The organism is Streptomyces sp. NPDC002730 (genome assembly GCF_042888805.1).
In the GTDB taxonomy this organism is placed as follows: Bacteria; Actinomycetota; Actinomycetes; order Streptomycetales; family Streptomycetaceae; genus Streptomyces.
The window spans coordinates 72,281-89,892 of the sequence record NZ_JBIAQG010000022.1 but is presented as its reverse complement, the minus strand read 5'-3'; the positions used below and the strand labels follow the sequence as shown (position 1 = coordinate 89,892).

Below are 17,612 nucleotides of genomic sequence, written 5' to 3'. Positions count from 1 at the left end.
CACCCGCTGGAACAGCTCCCACAACTCATCCGGCACCAGCCGCTCAACGATCCTCGCCACGGCACGAGCTTACCCAGCCAAATGAGATGACGTCTTAAGACGGCCTCGGGTGCGATGACGCGCCAGGTGCTGCCGCTCTTCTTGAACTGCGGGCCGGCCGAGGGGTTCTTGCCCGATACGGGGCGCGATCCAGCGGCTGCCGCGTCTTCCGGACCGGCTGCTGGACGCGACGCCGGAGCAGCGGAAGGGGTGGGACTCGGCGTGAAGTCGGCGGCTGACGCCGTTCCCACTCCCGCGAGCAGAGCGAGGACGGCGCCTGCGGCCAGGTGCCGCAGGGTCGACAAGGTGCGTATGCGTCTCAACTTCGAATCCTCCTTGAGGGTACGTATGTTCGACGCAAGCTCATCAGACGCACCCTCAAGGCCATATGGCCAAGGCCATGGTTTACCCCGCACCGAGAAGGTCCAGCCAAGAAGGCTCCGCTAGCCCGAACTCCGCCACGTACGCGTATTGGTGAAGATCCATCAGAAGCTCGGCGGTAGCTGACCGTCCCGTCCAGCAGTACGTTCAATAACAGGGAGGCAGGTGCCACGCCCAACCCCCGGGGCGTAGCACCTGCCTCCCTCTTTGCGTTACCGGCCGCGCCGTCTACGCGTGCAGGACGGAGCACCCACACGCCGGTACCCGCTCCCGCCGCAGCCGCCTTGGTGAAGGCTGCCGTGCCGGCTGCAGCACCCCCGCCCAGCCGGGCCAGGACCTCCTTGGACAGCAGGTCTCCCTTGCCTTTCGGGGCGTCGGCCATGTCCTGCGCGGACGGAGAACCGCATCTGCGCGGCGAAGTTGTCCTGAACGATCCCCGCCAGGTTGTCCAGCGTCGTCACCACCGGATCAGCGGGAAGCTCGGCCGTGATGATGTCCAGCAGATGCGAATCGGCGTTCTCCTGGTCCTTGAGGCCCTCTCGCCTTAAGAACTAGTAACGGAATGACTCTCAAGACCTCGTTGGGCCCTGGGGAAGGGGGTAGCAGCCAGGTGCGAGGATGCTGCCGTGTTGAATGCGATCGACGCGGTGAACCGGGGCGCCATACCGGGCCATCCGGACTGGTATGAACCGGCTCGTGCCGCCTGCGGTCTGCTCGCCCTGGCCAGTGCGGCGAACATGGTGCAGGCGGCGGAGGCCGGCTCGCTGCTCGGTGGCGGCGGAATCGTCCATGGCCACAGTGCCGCGGTGTTTCCGGCGGCTGTGGTCGCGGCCCCTCTACTCCTGGACATCGCCCAGCAGTGTCACCCGGCGGCGAGGGACACCGCGTTGGGGCTGGTCGATGAGGCCCTGTCGTCCTTCCCCACGCCGGGTACACGCGGGTGACGACGCACTACGGCACGGTCCCGATCTGCTGCGGCATCGCCACCGCCCCCGAAAGGAGCCCTCGCTAACCGCACCGCCGGCAGCGGCCCGATCACCGAACGCGAATCCCGGTGATCGCAGATCGCGACCTCGCGTGATCGCTCACAGGTCGCGCATGCTCTCGTTCTCCTATGTGTTCTGAATCGCGTTCACCAGTCCGGCAACAAGGTTCGCCCGCACGGCCATGGCTTCGATCACCAGGTACTCGTGGTCGGCGTGGGCACCGCCCCCGACTGCTCCAAGGCCATCGAGTGTTGGCACCCCCAGTGCGGCCGTGAAGTTGCCGTCGCTTCCGCCGCCGACTGCCTTGCCTTCGAGGTCAGGAAGCAGCTGCTTTGCCACCGCAAAGAGCTCGGCCGACGCCGACTCAGGCATCGGGGGTCGGCTGACAGCTCCCTGAACTACGATCTCCGCCTCATCGAGATGCGGAGCCAGTGCTGCGAACGCAGATTCGATTCGTTCTTTCTCGCCGACCGACTCGACCCGGACGTCGACGAGGATGGTCGCCTCTGCGGGAACGACGTTGTCCAGGGTTCCTGCGGACGCGACGGTCGGGGTAACAGTCGTGCCCATGTCGGGTCGACCAAGCGCCGCGATATCCAGTACCTGGTGTGATGCTTCGATCAGGGCGTTGACCCCGGCTGCGGGCTCAAGGCCTGCGTGCGACGCCCGGCCCGCGATAGAGACTTGGAAGGTGCCGCAGCCTTTACGGCCGGTCTTCAGGGCTCCGCCATCAGCAGCGCCCTCGAGCACAAGTACAGCGCCGCAGGCAAGAGCTCGCTCTTCGATGAGAGCTCGAGAGGAGCGGGAGCCGACCTCTTCGTCGGCGGTGATCAGGATCTCGACGCCTGATCGGTCATCGAGCGTTGCCAGGCCATGAACGGCCTGTACCAAACCGCCAAGCATGTCGAAGACCCCGGGGCCAGTTGCATGCCCGTCTTCGACCACGAACGGGCGGCGTTCAAGGGTGCCGAGCGGAAACACCGTGTCATGGTGACCGAGGATCAGCACTTTGGGATCGCCACCAGCTGACCAGTGGACGTGCGGCCCGGCTTCGCTCTCAACGAGGATGGCCTGCCCGCCAAGACGGCTCTCGATGACAGCGGCGACAGCTTTGGCCGATGCCGTCAAGGCGTCGAGATCGCGCGATGGAGACTCGATTTCGACGAGTGTCCTGAGGTCCTCAATCATCGCGTCAACACTCACATCGACGGTCTTGTGCATCGTCACGTTGCAAGGGTACTTGGTACGCCGTGACGGAATGGAGTGCGCAGGGTGTTGTGGACATCGTGGGCGACCGCCCACACGGTGAACGTGAGCACCATGGCGGCCATCGTTGTCGCTGCTGCTGGCGCCCCGGTGGTCAAGAACGGCGGCCGTTCGGTGTCCAGCAAGGCTGGTTCCGCCGACGTCCTCGAAGCCCTGGACCTGCCACTCGACCTCACCGCCGACGACGTGGCGCAATGCCTTCGCGAAGTCGGCATCGGCTTCATTCTGCTGAAGGTGCCGTTCGGAGCGCCCGCCCTCCGCTGACCGCGCCCGGCGTTCAGCTCCTCAGTCGCAGCCGGGCTCGTCGGCCCCGGCGGAGCGAATCTCGTCGAGGTGCAGCTCCACCCAGCCGCGCAGCTGACCCAGCGGCACGGCGACGCCGCGCCCCAGCTCGGTCAGTTCGTACTCGACGTGCAGCGGCACGGCCGGATAGACCGTGCGGTCGACGAAGCCGTGGAGCTCCAGCCTGCGCAGGGTGTTGGTGAGCACCTTGGGGCTGACACCCTGGAGCCGCCGCTGCAGCGAGCCGAAGCGCTGCGGGCCGTCCCCCATGGCACCGATGGCCAGCGCCGACCACTTGCTTGCCAGGACGTCCAGGACGTCACGGCATGGGCACTCTGACGCGAACACATCGTGATCGGCGTGCTGCCCCGTCGTACAGGGAACGGACATGAACGGTGCCTCCTACGCGGCTGTGACCTCAATGCTTCCCTGTAGATAGTAGTAGCCCTTGCGGGTTACCACTACCCGACGGGTAGCTTTCGAGCGTCGATGATCAGCCGACCGGGCCGTGCGTCCGCACCCCCGGCAAGGTATGCAGGAGAACCCAGATGAGCAGCAGTGAGACCATGCGCGCGATCACCCAGGACCGCTTCGGCGGACCCGAGGTGCTGCGACTCGCCGAGGTGCCGCGGCCCGCGCCGCTGCCCACCGAGGTGTTGGTGCGGGTGCGTTCCGCGTGTGTGAACCCGGTGGACTGGAAGACCCGCGAGGGCGGCGGCATGGCGCAGGTGCTGGGCGAGCCACCGTTCGTCCTCGGCTGGGACGTGTCGGGCGTGGTGGAAGAGGTCGGCTTCGGCGTCCATACGCTCGAGGTCGGCGACGAGGTCTACGGCATGCCGTGGTTCCCGCGCCAGGCCGGTGCGTACGCGGAATATGTAACCGCGCCCGCGCGGCAGTTCGCGCGCAAGCCCGCAGCTGTTGACCACGACGGTGCTGCCGCGGTGCCGCTCGCCGCGCTCACCGCCTGGCAGGCGCTCGCCGACGCCGCTCGGATCGAGGCGGGACAGCGGGTGCTGATCCACGCGGCAGCGGGCGGCGTGGGGCACTTCGCCGTGCAGTTCGCCAAGCATTTCGGCGCGCACGTCATCGGCACCGCGCGGGCCGCCAAGCACGACTGGCTGCGCTCGCTCGGCGCCGACGAGCTGATCGACTACACCCAGGTCCGCTTCGAAGAAGCGGTGCACGACGTCGACCTCGTCATCGACCTGGTCGGCGACGGGCAGGACTCGACCAGCACCCGTTCGCTGAAGACCCTGCGCCCTGGCGGCACCATCGTCGCGGTGCCGTCGGGTGTCTCCCCCGAACTCCTGGAGGCCGCCGGCGCACAGGGCCTGCGGGCGAAGCCCTTCCTGGTGGAGCCGGACGGCGCGGCGCTCACCAGGATCGCCTCACTGATCGACAAGGGCGCGGTGAGCGTCGAGGTCGAGGACGTGCTGCCACTGGCGGACGCCGCCGAGGCGCACCGCCGGGGCGAGGAGGGCCGCACCCGCGGCAAGCTGGTGCTGCGCGTCACCGACTGAGTCTTTGACTCCTTGCCCTGTGCCACCGAACCCAGCACGCCACCGAACTCGGTGCGGCTGGAGCGGCCGGGGCACGGAGGCGGATCGCCGTACGCGGCCGGTCAAGCGGACCGAGGCGTTCGTGTGGCTGCCGATGACGGCCGCGAAGGACCTCACGCCCCGACAGCTGCGCGCGTACGCGGTGATCGCGTTCGCGGAGCAGATGGGCATCGTGGCCGGCGAGGAGACCGAGAAGAGCTGAACCGAATCAACTGAGACGAGCACCAGTATCCGCGCGCCCAAGACCAGATCGGCTGAGGTTTTCGCCGCTTGAAGTCTCAATCCATGTGGTCGCCCCAGGTAACAGCCCCGAAGGCTGGCCGATCTCGCCGAAGTTTGACGATCGGCCAGTTCCTCTCATCGAAGCCTGACCACGACTCGGGTGCCGGCAGTCAGGTTCCGCTGCTGGCACCCGAGTCGGTGGACGCGCCCTCCACCGAGCTTTCCGCGGTGCGGTAGCCGACCGTCTAGTGGTTCTCTGAGGCGTGGTTGATCGTGTACTTGGGGATCTCGACGACCAGGTCCTCCTGGCCGATCAGGGCCTGGCACGAGAGGCGTGAAGTCGCCTCCAGCCCCCAAGCCATGTCCAGCAGGTCCTCTTCCTTGTCGTCGAGCTCGTTCAATGACGCGTAGCCCTCGCGCACCACCACATGGCACGTGGTGCAAGCTACCGACTTCTCGCAGGCGTGCTCGATTTCGATGTCGTGATTCAACAACGCGTCGCAGATGCTTTCACCCGAGGAGGCCTCGATGACCGTCCCTTCCGGGCAGTAGGTCGGATGGGGAAGGATCACAATTTGTGTCATGACCGGCACCCTAAGTAACTCTGCGAGTACTCGTTGGGGATCCGAGGAGAGGCCGCGCGCCCTGTGACCGGACACCGGTCAACACGGGTGGTCAAACTCGATTGCGCCGAACCCACCAGAACAGCGAACCCTGATCGTGTACGACCCGGCGCACAGATTGGGCGCGATCACCGGCACATCACTGGCTGCCCGGCCCCAGGCAGGACCCACAGCGGCGGCGATGTCAGTGCGGTCTATCAGCATCCCGGCCATGGAGCTTCAGGAGCTTTTCGGCCGGGTGGCTGACCGTTTCGCCGAGCCCAGCCTCGTACACGGTCGGACCGGGTGATGCGCCGCCCGACCCCTTCCCGGGTCCACGACCCCAGGGGGGCCGGCCGGCCAAGCACGGCAGCGAGTTTGGCTTCGGCGAGCCCGACACCTGGGGCGACGAGCACGTGGTGACCAGCTGTGAGAGACGGCTCTATTGGAAAGGCAACGGCCCGGGCCTGGGACCGGCTCCACCCTCGGCTCACCCGCCGGGTCGCCTGGATCGACCACGCCGCCTAACTGCCCACCATCGGGGGCGTCGTGATCCGCCGCCAGGTCGGAAGACTGCCCTCCGGGCCGACCCGAAGCCGGTCTGGCTGTGGTGTTTCCAAGACCCGGCGCCACCGCGGCGGACGTCGACCGATGGCGGCAGGTCTTCCTCCGCCGCTTCGATGTCGAGCACACCTTCAGGATTGGGCAGAGTCCTCGCCACCGGCCACCCCACCAACCCAGCCGGACCAGAAGAGACCGCGCCACAGGTATCGGCGCACATGCGCGTCGTACTCCTGGCGGAGTGTTCGTGAGCTGACGGCCTTGAGGCTGTTGACGAGCTTGGAGAGCTGCACTTTGGGCGGGTCCGACATGGGGACACGCAGGCTGGGCGACTCTTGAACGTGTCCTGGCGTCCAGCTGATGAGCGACTCACCCACGCAGTGACATCGAACGTCGACATTGATCATCCAGGCGCGCGGCAGGTGATTCCCAACCCCGGAAAGTTCAGACGCGCAGGACTGGCATCCGAGCCTCGCCCCGCCAGCTGATTGTCCGGTCCCAGGCAAGAACGCAGGGAATTTTGAGGTGCATCGAGGCGAGCAGGCCACAGGTAGCGGCGAGGGCGCCGGGGGCGCGGGCGGTCACCGGGATGTGGCGATGGCCCGGGGCGCCGAAGCCGCCGTCAGCCGCCCGTCCACGACTGGCTTGCGGCGCACGGGCGCATTGTCGGAGCCTCGACGCCTTCGCCTCATGGAAGGGCGAGCACGTCTTCGATCGCGGCCCGAAGCTCCTCGTCCTGGAGGAACGCCCGGTAGTCCCAGTCCGACGACAGGCGCCGGTCGAACCCCTTCACCGTCCGAAGAGCGGTACGCACCGCCGGGGTGATCATGCCGATCCGGGTCAGGGCCCGCAGCGCCTCACCGAAGTTCCCGTACCTGTCGTCGCCGTCGGCGACCGGCAGGATGAACTCTTCCAGGACCGAGGTGCTCGGCTCCGGCTCGCCCGTGATCGACCACAGGGTGACCGCGGCCTGTATCCGGTGCCAGCCCTCGGTGTTCTTCATGATGTGCCGTACCCGGTTGGCGTACGGTGCGGCCGAGGGACCGAAGTCGGCCAGGAGGTGGACCGGTCCGTAGAACGGGCCCTCCTCGTTCAGCACCGCGTTGCCGATGAGCCGCAGCGCCGACGTCGCGTCGCCGCCGATGCGCCAGGCGGCCCATGCCACCTTCCAGTGGTTTGCCGGGTGGTCGAGGATCGTGCAGCCGCGCAGGGCGGGCTCGGCGGACGCGGCGGCCGGTCCCATCGCCGCCAGTACATCGGCGGCCGACAGCGAGCCGCGCGCGTTGTCCAGCAACGGCACGACCTCCGGCAGCGCTGGTAGCGCGTCCTGCCCCCACGCCTCCAGGACTCGCAGGAAGGCGCCCGTCAGCGGGCCGTGGCCGCCGTTGCGTGCGGAGTGGTGCCGCATCACCTGCCGCAATGCCGGCAGCAGGACGTCCGCGTGCGCCCGCAGCGGAACCAGGACGTCGTCGATGTCCGGAAGCCGCGGGTCGCCGTGGCAGTAGCTGCGTGAGTAATGCTCCCGATACGGCTCATACAGCTGCTCCACGAGCCCCGGGAGGGCGCGCGTGTCGCCGATCCGGGCAAGTGTCCAGCGCGCGTAGTCGCCGACGGTGCCGTCGATGAAGGTGACGCCGTCCTCACCCGGGTCATCGACAAGTGTGGCGAGCCGGTCGGCATACACAGCCGCCCGTTGGCCGAGCATCGCCAGGAGGTTCGCCGCCTTGAGTCGCACAGCGTCGTCCGGGTTGGCCAGCAGTCCGCCCGCCACCGGCAGCAGCGCGGGTGCCGCGGACGGCCATCGCACCAGCAGCCGCCACGCCTCGTCCAGCGAGGCCCGGCACAGGTCGGTGTCCCCGATCCGGTCTGCCGCGTCGGCCAGCCGGACCACGAACGAGGCAGCCGTCTTGGGGGCGTGGTCGAACAGGCTGCCCGTCCAGGAGACGACTTCCTCGCGGGAGAGGGTGCCGCTCTCGACGCCCGGCACCCACCAGACCGCCTCGAACTGTGGCCGCACGTCGGCGTCGGTGAGAATCTCCACCAGCAGGTCGGCCTGCCGGACCGGCACGTCCGGGTCGAGGCACGCCCAGGCGTGTGTGGCCGCGACCTTCATGACGGGGCCACCGTCACGCAGCACGCCGGCCAGCACCGCCCGCGCCTCCTCGACCGACCCGGCACCGTCCTCCACCGTCGCGGCGCCGTGCTCGGCCACCCCGGCCGCGCTCCCCTCGGTGGCGGCGTCGGCGGCCTCGGCCGCAGCCACACCCAACGCGAGCAGCACCGGCAGACGCACCGCAGGATCCGCCTCGACCCGCCACCGCTCCAGCAGCGGTGCGACACCGTCCGCGACGGGAATGGCCGCCCGCCGCACCTCGGGGTCCGGATCGGCCAGCAGCCCCCGGACCGCGCCCCGGTGGCGTCGCCATGCCGCGGGCCACTCCTCGTCGACCAAGTGCGGCTCTGCCGTCGTCGCCGCCCGGAACAGACACTCCAACACCTCGACGAGCGTGACCCGCGCTCCCATGCCCGGATCAGCGGCGAGGGCAACCACGAACGGCAGCGCGGCGGTCACCGCGGAGCTCACCCGGCCGTTTTCCCCCACAGCAAGACAGGAGAACAGCGGATAGCAGTCGTCCTCGGTCGCGGCCCCGCCCGCCAGCGCGAGGCGGCGCAGCGTGCGCGGCACCTCCTTGACCGGGTGCTGCGGAAGCCCCGACTCGAGCCGGTCCCACGGCACCGCGTCCAGTCCCTCCAGCGATATACCCGTCGCTCCCACCCCCATGACCTCGGCGACCTGATCCCCGGCCGTAATCCTGCCGCTGAGCGGCGTGTCTCGTCCTACCGAAGGTTGACCAACGACTCAACCGATTTTGACCACCCGGGCCCCGCGAGCAGTGCGCCGGACCCCGGCAGCTCGGTCAACGTTCGGTGAGATCAGTCAACCTTCGGTGACAGGGCACCGAGATCAGCCCAACAGGCCACCCAAGAGAGGCGACGCCGACCGCCCCCGGGCCTCTCCGCCGCCTCGACCGGAGTCCTCCGGAGCCCGCAGATGTCGTGAGCGCTCCTCCAACTACCCACGCCCAGGGGCGAGTCAAGACCTTGACAGTGACACTGAATAGCCGCAGGATCTCCACGTGAACTTGTCAGACAGCCAGACAGGTCTTCACTTGTCAGACAGCCAGACAAGCAATGGATGTCGTGACGCATCGGACCAGGCTCCCCCAGAGGCGGAGCTCGGCCGCCAGCTGGAGGTCAGCCGTCCAGTGATCCACGAGGTCCTGCTGCTCTGCAGGTCATGGGCCTCACAACCTCCCGTATGGGAAAGGGGATTTCGTCATGTCCAACGGGCCGGTGGGGGACCCCGACTTCGGCAACTATCCCGACGAGCGACCTGCTCGAGGCGCGGCCGCACGTGGAGCTCCCGGTAGCCGGTTACGCAGCCGCGCGGCATACGGCCGAGGACCTCGACAACCTGTCCCACCTGCTGGGACGGATGGAGCGCGAGAGGGACACCACCGCGTGGGTGGCAAGGGACACGCTGTTCCACACCACCATCGCCCAGGCGCCCCACAACCTGGTCCTCCCCAAGATGCTCGAGGAGCTCCGCGACGCCCCTGGCACGCCAGTCGGCGTTCCTCGACGAGCTCGGCGGACGGCGCGAGCAGTCGAATCGCGGACGCCGGGCGATCGTCGAGGCACTCATCCACGGTTCCGAATACGACGCGGTGGACGCCATGGCCCACCACTTAGACAGCGTGAACACAACCCTGAACTCCATCGTGCGTCCCGACCGCACGCAACCCTCTACGCAAGGCGGACAGCAGACGTGACTGACAAATCCCTGGACCAGGCGGTACGCCAAGACCCGCCGATCGCGCACGTCGACGCCGGTGACGAGGGCTACAGCAAGGACCTCAAGTCCCGGCACGTCAACATGATCGCGATCGGCGGGGCGATAGGCACTGGCCTCTTCCTCGGGGCGGGCGGCCGCCTCGCGAACGCGGGGCCCTCCCTCTTCATCGCCTACGCGGTCTGCGGAGTGTTCGCCTTCTTCGTCGTCCGTGCCCTCGGCGAACTGGTCCTGTACCGCCCGTCCTCCGGTGCCTTCGTCTCATACGCCCGTGAATTCATGGGCGAGAAGGGCGCCTTCACCGCCGGCTGGCTCTACTTCCTCAACTGGGCCACCACCGGCATCGCCGACATCACGGCCGTCGCCACCTACACCCACTACTGGGGCATCTTCAGCGACATCCCGCAGTGGGCGCTCGCACTGATCGCCCTCGCGGTCGTCCTCACCGTGAACCTGATCTCGGTGAAGTACTTCGGCGAGATGGAATTCTGGTTCGCGATCATCAAGGTCGCCGCCCTCGTCGTCTTCATGTGTATCGGCATCGTCCTGCTGTTCACCCAGCACTCGATCGACGGCAACACTCCGGGTCTTTCCACCATCACCGAACACGGCGGCCTCTTCCCGTCGGGCTTGCTGCCGATGCTGCTCGTCGTCCAGGGGGTCGTCTTCGCGTACGCCTCGGTCGAGCTGTGCGGTGTCACTGCGGGCGAGACCCAGAACCCCGAGAAGATCATGCCGAAGGCGATCAACGCGATCATGTGGCGCGTTGGCGTCTTCTACGTGGGCTCGGTCGTCCTGCTCGCGCTGCTGCTGCCGTACACCGCCTACACCGGCGACGAGAGCCCCTTCGTCACCGTCCTCTCCAAGCTGGGCGTCCCGGCCGCGGCCGACGTGATGAACCTCGTCGTGCTCACCGCCGCCCTCTCCAGCCTCAACTCCGGCCTCTATTCGACCGGCCGTATCCTGCGCTCCATGGCCATGTCCGGCTCCGCGCCCCGCTTCACCGGCCGGATGAACAAGGGCCAGGTACCCTACGGCGGCATCCTGCTCACAGCCTTCTTCTGTGTGCTGGGCGTCGGCCTCAACTTCGTCGTCCCGGAAAACGCCTTCGAAATCGTGCTGAACTTCGCCGCGATCGGCATCCTCGGCACTTGGGGCATGATCATGGTCAGCTCATTGCTCTTCTGGAACCGCTCCAAGGACGGCCGGGTCACCCGCCCCGGCTACCGGCTGCCCTGGGCCCCGTACACACAGATCATCACGCTCGCCTTCCTCGCTGGGGTGTTGGTCCTGATGTACGCCGACGAGGGCGCCGGCCGCACCACCGTGCTGTGCCTGCCGCTGATCGCGGCGGCCTTGGTCGGGGGCTGGTTCTTGGTGCGCGGCCGGGTGGATGCCGTACGCAGCACCCAGGCGGCCACGCGCAGCGAGACCAAGAGCTAGCCGTGGCGAAGCCCATCAGGGACGCCGACTCCCCGGAGCGTCCGTCGGCCAAGACACCGGTGATTCGCGAGCCCCGCTACGCTCCGCTCGCCCATATGATGCGCGGAGACATCGTCGAGGGCGTCCACTACGGATCAGTTGTCGTCCTGGCCGCCGACGGAAGCGTGGATTTCCAGAGTGGCGACATCGAGGCCGCGTTCTACCCGCGCTCTGCCCTCAAGCCGCTCCAGACGGTGGCCATGCTGCGCGCCGGCCTGTCGCTGGAGGACGAATTGCTTGCGCTGGCCACGGCCAGCCATTCCGGCGAGGAGCGCCACCTCGCCGGAGTCCGACGCATCCTGGCCACTGCCGGGCTGACTGAAGACGACCTGGGCAATACGCCCGACCAGCCCTACGATCCCGCAGTGCGGGAGGAGTGGGTCCGCCGCGGGCGCGGCCCGTCCCGGCTCGCCCAGAAGTGCTCCGGAAAGCACGCGGCCATGCTGATGACGGCCCGGGCCCGGGCTTGGCCGCTCGAGGACTACCTCGATCCCGGCCATCGGCTGCAGCGGTTGATCGCCAGGACGGTTGAGGAGCTGACCGGCGAGAGTATTGCCAGGGTGTCAGTCGACGGGTGCGGAGCACCGCTCTTCTCCACCTCCCTGCGCGGACTCACCCGAGCCGTGGCCAGCATCAACTCTGCGGCGCCGGGCACCGAGGAATCCCGTGTGGCCTACGCGATACGCGAGTATCCGGAGATGGCTTCCGGCTCCTGGCGGGATGTCGCACGGCTCATGAGGGCTGTCCCTGGCCTGCTGGCCAAGGACGGATTTGAAGGGGTCCAAGTGGCCGCCCTGCCCGATGGCCGAGCCATCGGCGTGAAGATTGCTGACGGTGCAGACCGCGCCCGGATGCCAGTGGCCGCAGCCGCTCTCGCGCTGTGCGGAGTCGATCCCGCACTCCTCGCCGAGTTCGCCAGCACGTCCGTACTCAGCGGCACGACCACGGTCAGCAGCCTGAGCGCTGTGGGGGCACTGGCCTGCGGCTTCCCCGCGGGACCGCCGGCTCCTGGGCCGCAAAAGAAGAACTCGCAGGACAGCACCCGACACTGAAACAGGGAGACCTGCACCGATGACACTGGGCCACCGCACCGAACATGACCCGCTCGGTGACCGCCGTGCCCGCCGATGTGTACTGGGGCGTCCACACGCTCGCGCGTGCGAGAACTTCTCAATCACCGGAACGCCGATTTCCACCTACCTACACCTCGTTGACGGGCTTGCCGCGGTGAAAGAGGTCGCGGCAAGCGCCAACGAAGAACTTGGTCTGCTCGACCGAAAGAAAGCTCAGGCCATCGTCGCCGCCTGCCGAGAGATCCGCAATGGGCACCTGCACGACCAATTCGTCGTTGACATGATCCAAGGGGGGCCGGGACTTCGACGAACATGACCACCAACGATGCCTACCTGACCGCGCCCGCCGGCAACGCCTCGTGCAGCTGGTCTCGCCGTGCCTACTCACTGTGAGACGACCGCTCTGGCCACGGGGCCGCGCCAAGTGCCGCGGGCAAATCCGAGCGCGACCCGTCAGCGACACCGGCGGGCGTTGAGCCGGGCGGCCTGGCGCGTCAGGTGGTCGCGCTCGGCGAGGTTGGGTGCCTTTTGGGCCGCCTCGGCGTACAGCCGTGCCGCCGTCGCCAGGTCGCCGTCGCGCTCGTGGAGGTATGCCGCCACCGCGGCGTGGCGGGGCAGTGAGTCGTCCAGCGCCACGAGCGCCGCCAGGCCGGCGCGCGGTCCGTCGGCCTCGCCGACGGCCACCGCGCGGTTCAGCCGGACGACCGGGCTGTCGGTCAGGCGCGCGAGCTCGTCGTACCACTCGACGATCTGCACCCAGTCCGTCTCCTCGGCGGTGGGCGCGTCAGCGTGGAGTGCCGCGATGGCGGCCTGGGCCTGGAACTCGCCCAGCCGGTCGCGGGCGAGGGCCGCCTGCAGGATCTCGACGCCCTCGGCGATCGACTTGGTGTCCCAGCGGCCGCGGTCCTGCTCGGCGAGCGGCACCAGGCTGCCGTCGGGCGCGGTCCGGGCGGCGCGCCGGGCGTGGTGGAGCAGCATGAGGGCGAGCAGCCCCGCCACCTCGGGGTGGTCGATCGCGGCGGCGAGCTGGCGGGTGAGCCGGATGGCCTCGGCGGCGAGGTCGACGTCGCCGGAGTAGCCCTCGTTGAAGACCAGGTAGAGGACGCGCAGCACGGTGGCGACGTCGCCGGGCTGGTCGAACCGCACGCCGGAGACGGTGCGCTTGGCCCGGCTGATGCGCTGCGCCATCGTCGCCTCGGGTACCAGGTAGGCCTGGGCGATCTGGCGGGTGGTCAGCCCGCCGACGGCGCGCAGCGTGAGTGCGACCGCGGAGGACGGCGTCAGCGACGGGTGGGCGCACAGGAAGTAGAGCTGGAGCGTGTCGTCCACCGCGGGCGCGGGCCCGGTCGTCGGCTCCTCGTCGACGAGGTCCTCACGCCGGCGGCGGGCAGTGTCCGCCCGGGTTGCGTCGAGGAACTTGCGCCAGGCCACGGTGACCAGCCAGCCCTTCGCATCCCGCGGAGGGTCGGCCGGCCACACGCGGACCGCCTCGACCAGCGCGTCCTGCGCGGCGTCCTCGGCCGCCGCGAAATCGGCTCCGCGGCGGACGAGGATGCCGAGCACGCTCGGTGTGAGGCTCCGGAGCAGGGCCTCGTTCATCTGAGTCACCTGGGAGGTCACTCTGTGATGGTGGGCGACACGCCGTAGAACGGGCGCAGCTCGAGCCACTCGTGGATCGGCTTCCCGCCCTTCCCAGGAGCGGCCGACAGTTCCCCGGCCAGCTCGACGGCGCGGTCGTAACTGTCGACGTCGATCACCATCCAGCCGGCGATGAGGTCCTTGGTCTCGGCGAACGGTCCGTCGGTGACCGGCGGGCGCCCCTCGCCGTCGTACCGGACGAACGTCCCCTCGGGGGCGAGCGCCTGACCGTCGACGAACTCGCCGGTCTTCTCGAGCCGGTCCGCGAAGTCCTGCATGTACTGCATGTGGGCCGAGATCTCCTCCGGCGTCCACTGGTCCATGGGCACGTCGTTGACCGCCGCCGGGGCGCCGCGGTAGTGCTTGAGCAGCAGGTACTTGGCCATCGTGTCTCTCCTCGGTACTGGTACGACCCATTGTGGTCGCCTTCAATGCGGGGACGGAGCCGGTCACGGGTTCTCGACATCGCCGTCCGAACTTTTTTAAGAATCTCGTCGATGAGCCTGGATGAGCCGTCTCGTGGTGTCCGCGTCCACGCCGTGGCGCGAGGGCGAGACGGAGCGAGGCCTTCCAAGATCAGCAGCGACCGAGCAACTGAATCAAGAGAATGCCTCGCGTGCGTCACTGGACGTGTGGTCCTGGCGCGTCGTGGTGCGCTCGGACCTGTGGCTGATGCCCTGCCCCTGGCGCGCCTGAGGAGCGCGGGCGGCTGGACCTACGACGAACTGGCTAGCCGCGGCGGCCTGGCCAGGCGCACCCTCATCGAGATCGAGCAGGGCCGCACCATCGGATTTCAAGAGCTGGCACGCCCTCGCCCACGCCTTGAACGTGTCCGTCGACCACCAGGCGACGGCCCGGACGGCATGGTGGAGACCGTCGCCGCTGCCGGCAGTCACGGAGAATCTTGTAGTTCTTCATGCGGGCGAAGGCATGTTCCACGCGGGCGCGGACCGTCTCGCCGGTCTCCGCTGCCAAGCCTCCGGCCGCGTCGCCGACCTCCGGCGTTGCGGTGACGGTCACGGTGGGCTGTGGCTCGGGGTGCCGTGCTGCTGCAACTGCTGAGGACCGAGGCGGAGAGCACGGCAGCCGCAATCCACGCGGGTCTTTGGATGGTCATGTTCGCCCAAGTACTGGATGCAGGAGGACGACCGTAGCGCAACGCTGGGCGCGGCGGTATGTCCCCGCCGGGACGTACCGGTGCCCGACGGTTTACAGCCCCAGCAGTGGCTGCTCGGTCCAGACCGTCTTCCCCTCGCGGGTGTACCGGGTGCCCCAGCGCTCGGTCAGCTGGGCCACCAGAAACAGCCCGCGCCCGCCCTCGTCAGTGGTGCGTGCCCGGCGCAGGTGCGGTGAGGTGTGGCTGGTGTCGGTGACTTCGCAGATCAGAGAACGTTCACGAATGAGTCGCAGGGTCACGGGGCCGCTGGCGTACCGGTAGGCGTTGGTGACCAACTCGCTGGCGATGAGTTCTGTGGTGAAGGTCAGGTGTTCCAGGCCCCATTCGGTCAGCTGGGCTGTCGTCAGTGTCCTGGCCTGGCCGGCGGAGGTCGGGTCCAGCGGAAGTAGCCAGGAGGCGACGTTCTGCGGGGGGAGCACGCGGGTGCGGGCGATGAGCAGGGCGATGTCGTCGGCGGGCCGAGCGGGTACGAGGGAGTCGACCACCGCCTGACAGGTCCGTTCCAGGGGGTCGGTGGGGCGGGCGAGTGCCGCGCACAGCCGTGCCAGACCCATGTCGACGTCGATGTGGCGTTCACCAATGAGTCCGTTGGTGTAGAGGGTGAGCAGGCTTCCCTCGGCCAGTTCGCTGTCCCGGGTCTCGAACGGCAGTCCGCCCAGGCCGAGTGGTGGGCCGGCGGGCAGCTCGAGCAGGCTCACCTGTCCGTCCGGGGTGGTCACTACAGGTGGTGGGTGGCCGGCGCGGGCCGCGGAGCACAGCCGGGAGACGGGGTCGTAGATGGCATACAGGCAGGTGGCGCCGATGACCTGCTCGCCGACTGCTTCTTGTTCGGCGGCCAGCAGGTTGACCAGGTCGTCCAGGCGGGAGAGAACCTCGTCCGGTTCCAGGTCCAGGCTGGCGAGGGTCTGCACGGCGGTACGGAGCCGGCCCATAGTGGCTGAGGCGTGGAGGCTGTGGCCGACCACGTCGCCGACAACGAGCGCGACCCTGGCCCCGGACAGGGGGATGACATCGAACCAGTCGCCGCCCAGCCCCGAGGCCGCTCTGGCGGGGATGTAGCGAGGGGTCACTTCGACGGCCAGTTGGTGCGGAACCGCCCTCGGCAGCAGGCTGCGTTGCAGGGTGAGCGCGGTCTGTTGCTGCTGGGTGTAGCGCCGGGCGTTGTCGATGCACACGGCGGCGCGCGAGGCGATTTCTTGGGCCAGTGTAAGGTCGTCCGCTTCGAACGGGTCGGGGCGCCGCGAGCGCCACAGGCTCATCGTGCCCAGTACCAGGCCCCGTGCGGCCAGGGGCACCACGATCAGGGAATGGACACCGAGGTCGGGAGCATGTTCACCTTGGCGCGGTGCCATGGTGAACCAGTCAGGCGGAAGAACTGATTCCAGTACGGCCCGCCCGTCGGCCAGGCACCTGGCTTGTGGGGTGCCCGGTGTGAACTCGACGGGCTTTCCTCCTGGCTGCGGCAGTTCGGGTTGCTGGGCCAGGACGCTGCGGACCGCCACCCGTACGACAGGCTCCGTCGAGCCCTGCGCCGGCTCCTCACCGCTTGTCACAGGTTGCGCCACGTCCACTGATACGTGGTCGGCCAGCTGAGGGACCATCACATCAGCGAGCTCCGAGGCCGTCTCTCCCACATCGAGCGTAGTTCCGATGCGGGCGCCGGCTTGGGCAAGGAGCGCCAGCCGAAGCCGAGCCCGATGGCGTTCGGTGACGTCCTCGACGGTCTCGGCCACTCCCAGGACCCGGCCCGAGGGATCCTCCAACCGGAAGGCCGAGACGGACGCGGCCCGCTCTCGTGCCGGATCCCGCTCCAGGCGGGTGTACTGCTCGGTGGAGATCAGTGATCTCCCGGTCTGCATCACCTGGCGCACCCGGTCCACAGCCTTGCGCGCGTCCTCGGCCACCAGCAACGCGCCGGTAGGCATTCCCCGGAAGGAGGCGGCCGGAACGCCGGTGAACCGTTCGATTGACCGGTTGACCCGGATAATCGTCATCTCGGGACTGTGGACGACGAGGCCGATCGGGCACCGGCGGAACAGCCCGTCGAGAACCGCGCGGTCCCTCTGCCACTCGAGGATCTCCGCCGCCGGCGCCCCGACAAGGAACCACTCGCGGAGATTGCCATCGCGCAGGAGCGCACGTGCCCTGACCCCCATCTCCACGAGCCGCCCGCTGAGATGCCGAACCGTCAGTACACCGAACCAGCCGCCGGTTCTTCTGCATGCCGCAGCGGCGTCCTTGGCTGCAGGCAGGTCGCGGGGATCGATCAGGACTTCGAGCGCCGGCCGGCCGATCACTGCTGTCTCCGGGTAGCCGAGCAGATCCTGGGCCCGCCGGCTCCATCCGACCACGGTTCCCCGGTCGTCGAGCACCGCCGAGGCGGCCAGATGCACGGCGAACGGATCATCCCGGCTCTCGCTGAGCATCGTCACCCGCTGGTCCACTGCCGGACACCACCTCTACTCGGCTACCGATGTTCTCCCGCTGGTAC

At 68.5% G+C, this 17,612-nt stretch carries 13 protein-coding genes and 4 pseudogenes; 8 read left to right on the top strand and 9 right to left on the bottom strand.

Annotation, left to right across the window (positions count from 1 at the left end; genetic code table 11):
* Nucleotides 1–1,046: 1,046 nt before the first annotated feature.
* Nucleotides 1,047–1,364, top strand: coding sequence for a hypothetical protein (locus ACFYXH_RS39175; RefSeq protein ID WP_389573684.1), 318 nt, complete (start codon nt 1,047–1,049; stop codon nt 1,362–1,364).
* Between the two features lie 168 nt (nt 1,365–1,532).
* On the opposite strand, the gene ACFYXH_RS39170 is transcribed toward ACFYXH_RS39175, so the two are convergent.
* Nucleotides 1,533–2,627 carry a M20 family metallopeptidase gene (locus ACFYXH_RS39170; RefSeq protein ID WP_389573706.1) on the bottom strand — a complete coding sequence of 365 codons (1,095 nt, stop codon included), beginning with the start codon at nt 2,625–2,627 and terminating at the stop codon, nt 1,533–1,535.
* A 51-nt stretch (nt 2,628–2,678) separates the two neighbouring features.
* Between ACFYXH_RS39170 and ACFYXH_RS39165 the strand changes: the two genes are divergently transcribed.
* Entirely contained in the window at nt 2,679–2,936 is a 258-nt protein-coding gene (locus ACFYXH_RS39165; RefSeq protein ID WP_389573681.1) for a hypothetical protein, read from the top strand.
* Between the two features lie 21 nt (nt 2,937–2,957).
* Here the strand turns inward: ACFYXH_RS39165 and ACFYXH_RS39160 are convergent, their stop codons facing one another.
* Complete coding sequence (locus ACFYXH_RS39160) at nt 2,958–3,344, bottom strand: winged helix-turn-helix transcriptional regulator (protein ID WP_389573679.1); 387 nt, start codon at nt 3,342–3,344, stop codon at nt 2,958–2,960.
* A gap of 158 nt (nt 3,345–3,502) precedes the next feature.
* Here ACFYXH_RS39160 and ACFYXH_RS39155 point away from each other — a divergent pair, with 158 nt between their 5' ends.
* Entirely contained in the window at nt 3,503–4,474 is a 972-nt protein-coding gene (locus ACFYXH_RS39155; RefSeq protein ID WP_389573677.1) for an NADP-dependent oxidoreductase, read from the top strand.
* Nucleotides 4,475–4,980: 506 nt separating this feature from the next.
* On the opposite strand, the gene fdx is transcribed toward ACFYXH_RS39155, so the two are convergent.
* From fdx to ACFYXH_RS39140, 3 genes are all read right to left on the bottom strand, one after another.
* Nucleotides 4,981–5,319, bottom strand: coding sequence for an ISC system 2Fe-2S type ferredoxin (gene fdx, locus ACFYXH_RS39150; protein ID WP_389573674.1), 339 nt, complete (start codon nt 5,317–5,319; stop codon nt 4,981–4,983).
* Nucleotides 5,320–6,032: 713 nt separating this feature from the next.
* Nucleotides 6,033–6,209, bottom strand: coding sequence for a transposase (locus tag ACFYXH_RS39145; RefSeq protein ID WP_389573671.1), 177 nt, complete (start codon nt 6,207–6,209; stop codon nt 6,033–6,035).
* 377 nt (nt 6,210–6,586) lie between these two features.
* Nucleotides 6,587–8,680, bottom strand: coding sequence for a HEAT repeat domain-containing protein (locus ACFYXH_RS39140; RefSeq protein ID WP_389573669.1), 2,094 nt, complete (start codon nt 8,678–8,680; stop codon nt 6,587–6,589).
* A gap of 388 nt (nt 8,681–9,068) precedes the next feature.
* Here ACFYXH_RS39140 and ACFYXH_RS39135 point away from each other — a divergent pair.
* The 4 genes and pseudogenes from ACFYXH_RS39135 to ACFYXH_RS39120 form a co-directional block, all read left to right on the top strand.
* Nucleotides 9,069–9,731, top strand: a pseudogene (locus tag ACFYXH_RS39135) (FadR/GntR family transcriptional regulator).
* Entirely contained in the window at nt 9,728–11,194 is a 1,467-nt protein-coding gene (locus ACFYXH_RS39130) for an amino acid permease (protein WP_389573667.1), read from the top strand. The pseudogene ACFYXH_RS39135 and the gene ACFYXH_RS39130 overlap by 4 nt, the downstream one beginning before the upstream one ends.
* A 95-nt stretch (nt 11,195–11,289) precedes the next feature.
* Nucleotides 11,290–12,285, top strand: a complete 996-nt coding sequence (locus ACFYXH_RS39125; RefSeq protein ID WP_389573704.1) for an asparaginase — start codon at nt 11,290–11,292, stop codon at nt 12,283–12,285.
* Between the two features lie 19 nt (nt 12,286–12,304).
* Nucleotides 12,305–12,633, top strand: a pseudogene (locus ACFYXH_RS39120) (lyase family protein); the annotation flags it as partial.
* 126 nt (nt 12,634–12,759) lie between these two features.
* On the opposite strand, the gene ACFYXH_RS39115 reads toward ACFYXH_RS39120, so the two are convergent.
* Nucleotides 12,760–13,905: an RNA polymerase sigma factor gene (locus tag ACFYXH_RS39115; RefSeq protein ID WP_389573701.1), complete on the bottom strand. Its 1,146-nt coding sequence runs from the start codon at nt 13,903–13,905 to the stop codon at nt 12,760–12,762.
* A 17-nt stretch (nt 13,906–13,922) separates the two neighbouring features.
* On the bottom strand, nt 13,923–14,330 hold the full coding sequence (locus ACFYXH_RS39110; RefSeq protein WP_385302332.1) for a YciI family protein: 408 nt from the start codon (nt 14,328–14,330) through the stop codon (nt 13,923–13,925).
* Between the two features lie 252 nt (nt 14,331–14,582).
* Between ACFYXH_RS39110 and ACFYXH_RS39105 the strand changes: the two are divergent.
* Nucleotides 14,583–14,784 (top strand): annotated as a pseudogene (locus ACFYXH_RS39105) (helix-turn-helix transcriptional regulator); the annotation flags it as partial.
* 5 nt (nt 14,785–14,789) lie between these two features.
* On the opposite strand, the pseudogene ACFYXH_RS39100 reads toward ACFYXH_RS39105, so the two are convergent.
* Both ACFYXH_RS39100 and ACFYXH_RS39095 read right to left on the bottom strand, forming a co-directional pair.
* Nucleotides 14,790–14,895, bottom strand: a pseudogene (locus ACFYXH_RS39100) (IS5/IS1182 family transposase); the annotation flags it as partial.
* 258 nt (nt 14,896–15,153) lie between these two features.
* Nucleotides 15,154–17,565, bottom strand: coding sequence for a SpoIIE family protein phosphatase (locus ACFYXH_RS39095; protein WP_389573664.1), 2,412 nt, complete (start codon nt 17,563–17,565; stop codon nt 15,154–15,156).
* Between the last annotated feature and the right edge of the window lie 47 nt (nt 17,566–17,612).

Bases quoted from the DNA above. Each gene is read 5' to 3' on its own strand.
- ACFYXH_RS39160 (WP_389573679.1), bottom strand. From the start codon at position 3,344: ATGTCCGTTCCCTGTACGACGGGGCAGCACGCCGATCACGATGTGTTC.
- ACFYXH_RS39125 (WP_389573704.1), top strand. From the start codon at position 11,290: ATGATGCGCGGAGACATCGTCGAGGGCGTCCACTACGGATCAGTTGTC.
- ACFYXH_RS39155 (WP_389573677.1), top strand. From the start codon at position 3,503: ATGAGCAGCAGTGAGACCATGCGCGCGATCACCCAGGACCGCTTCGGC.
- ACFYXH_RS39145 (WP_389573671.1), bottom strand. From the start codon at position 6,209: ATGTCGGACCCGCCCAAAGTGCAGCTCTCCAAGCTCGTCAACAGCCTC.
- ACFYXH_RS39170 (WP_389573706.1), bottom strand. From the start codon at position 2,627: ATGCACAAGACCGTCGATGTGAGTGTTGACGCGATGATTGAGGACCTC.
- ACFYXH_RS39115 (WP_389573701.1), bottom strand. From the start codon at position 13,905: ATGAACGAGGCCCTGCTCCGGAGCCTCACACCGAGCGTGCTCGGCATC.
- ACFYXH_RS39140 (WP_389573669.1), bottom strand. From the start codon at position 8,680: ATGGGGGTGGGAGCGACGGGTATATCGCTGGAGGGACTGGACGCGGTG.
- fdx (WP_389573674.1), bottom strand. From the start codon at position 5,319: ATGACACAAATTGTGATCCTTCCCCATCCGACCTACTGCCCGGAAGGG.
- ACFYXH_RS39110 (WP_385302332.1), bottom strand. From the start codon at position 14,330: ATGGCCAAGTACCTGCTGCTCAAGCACTACCGCGGCGCCCCGGCGGCG.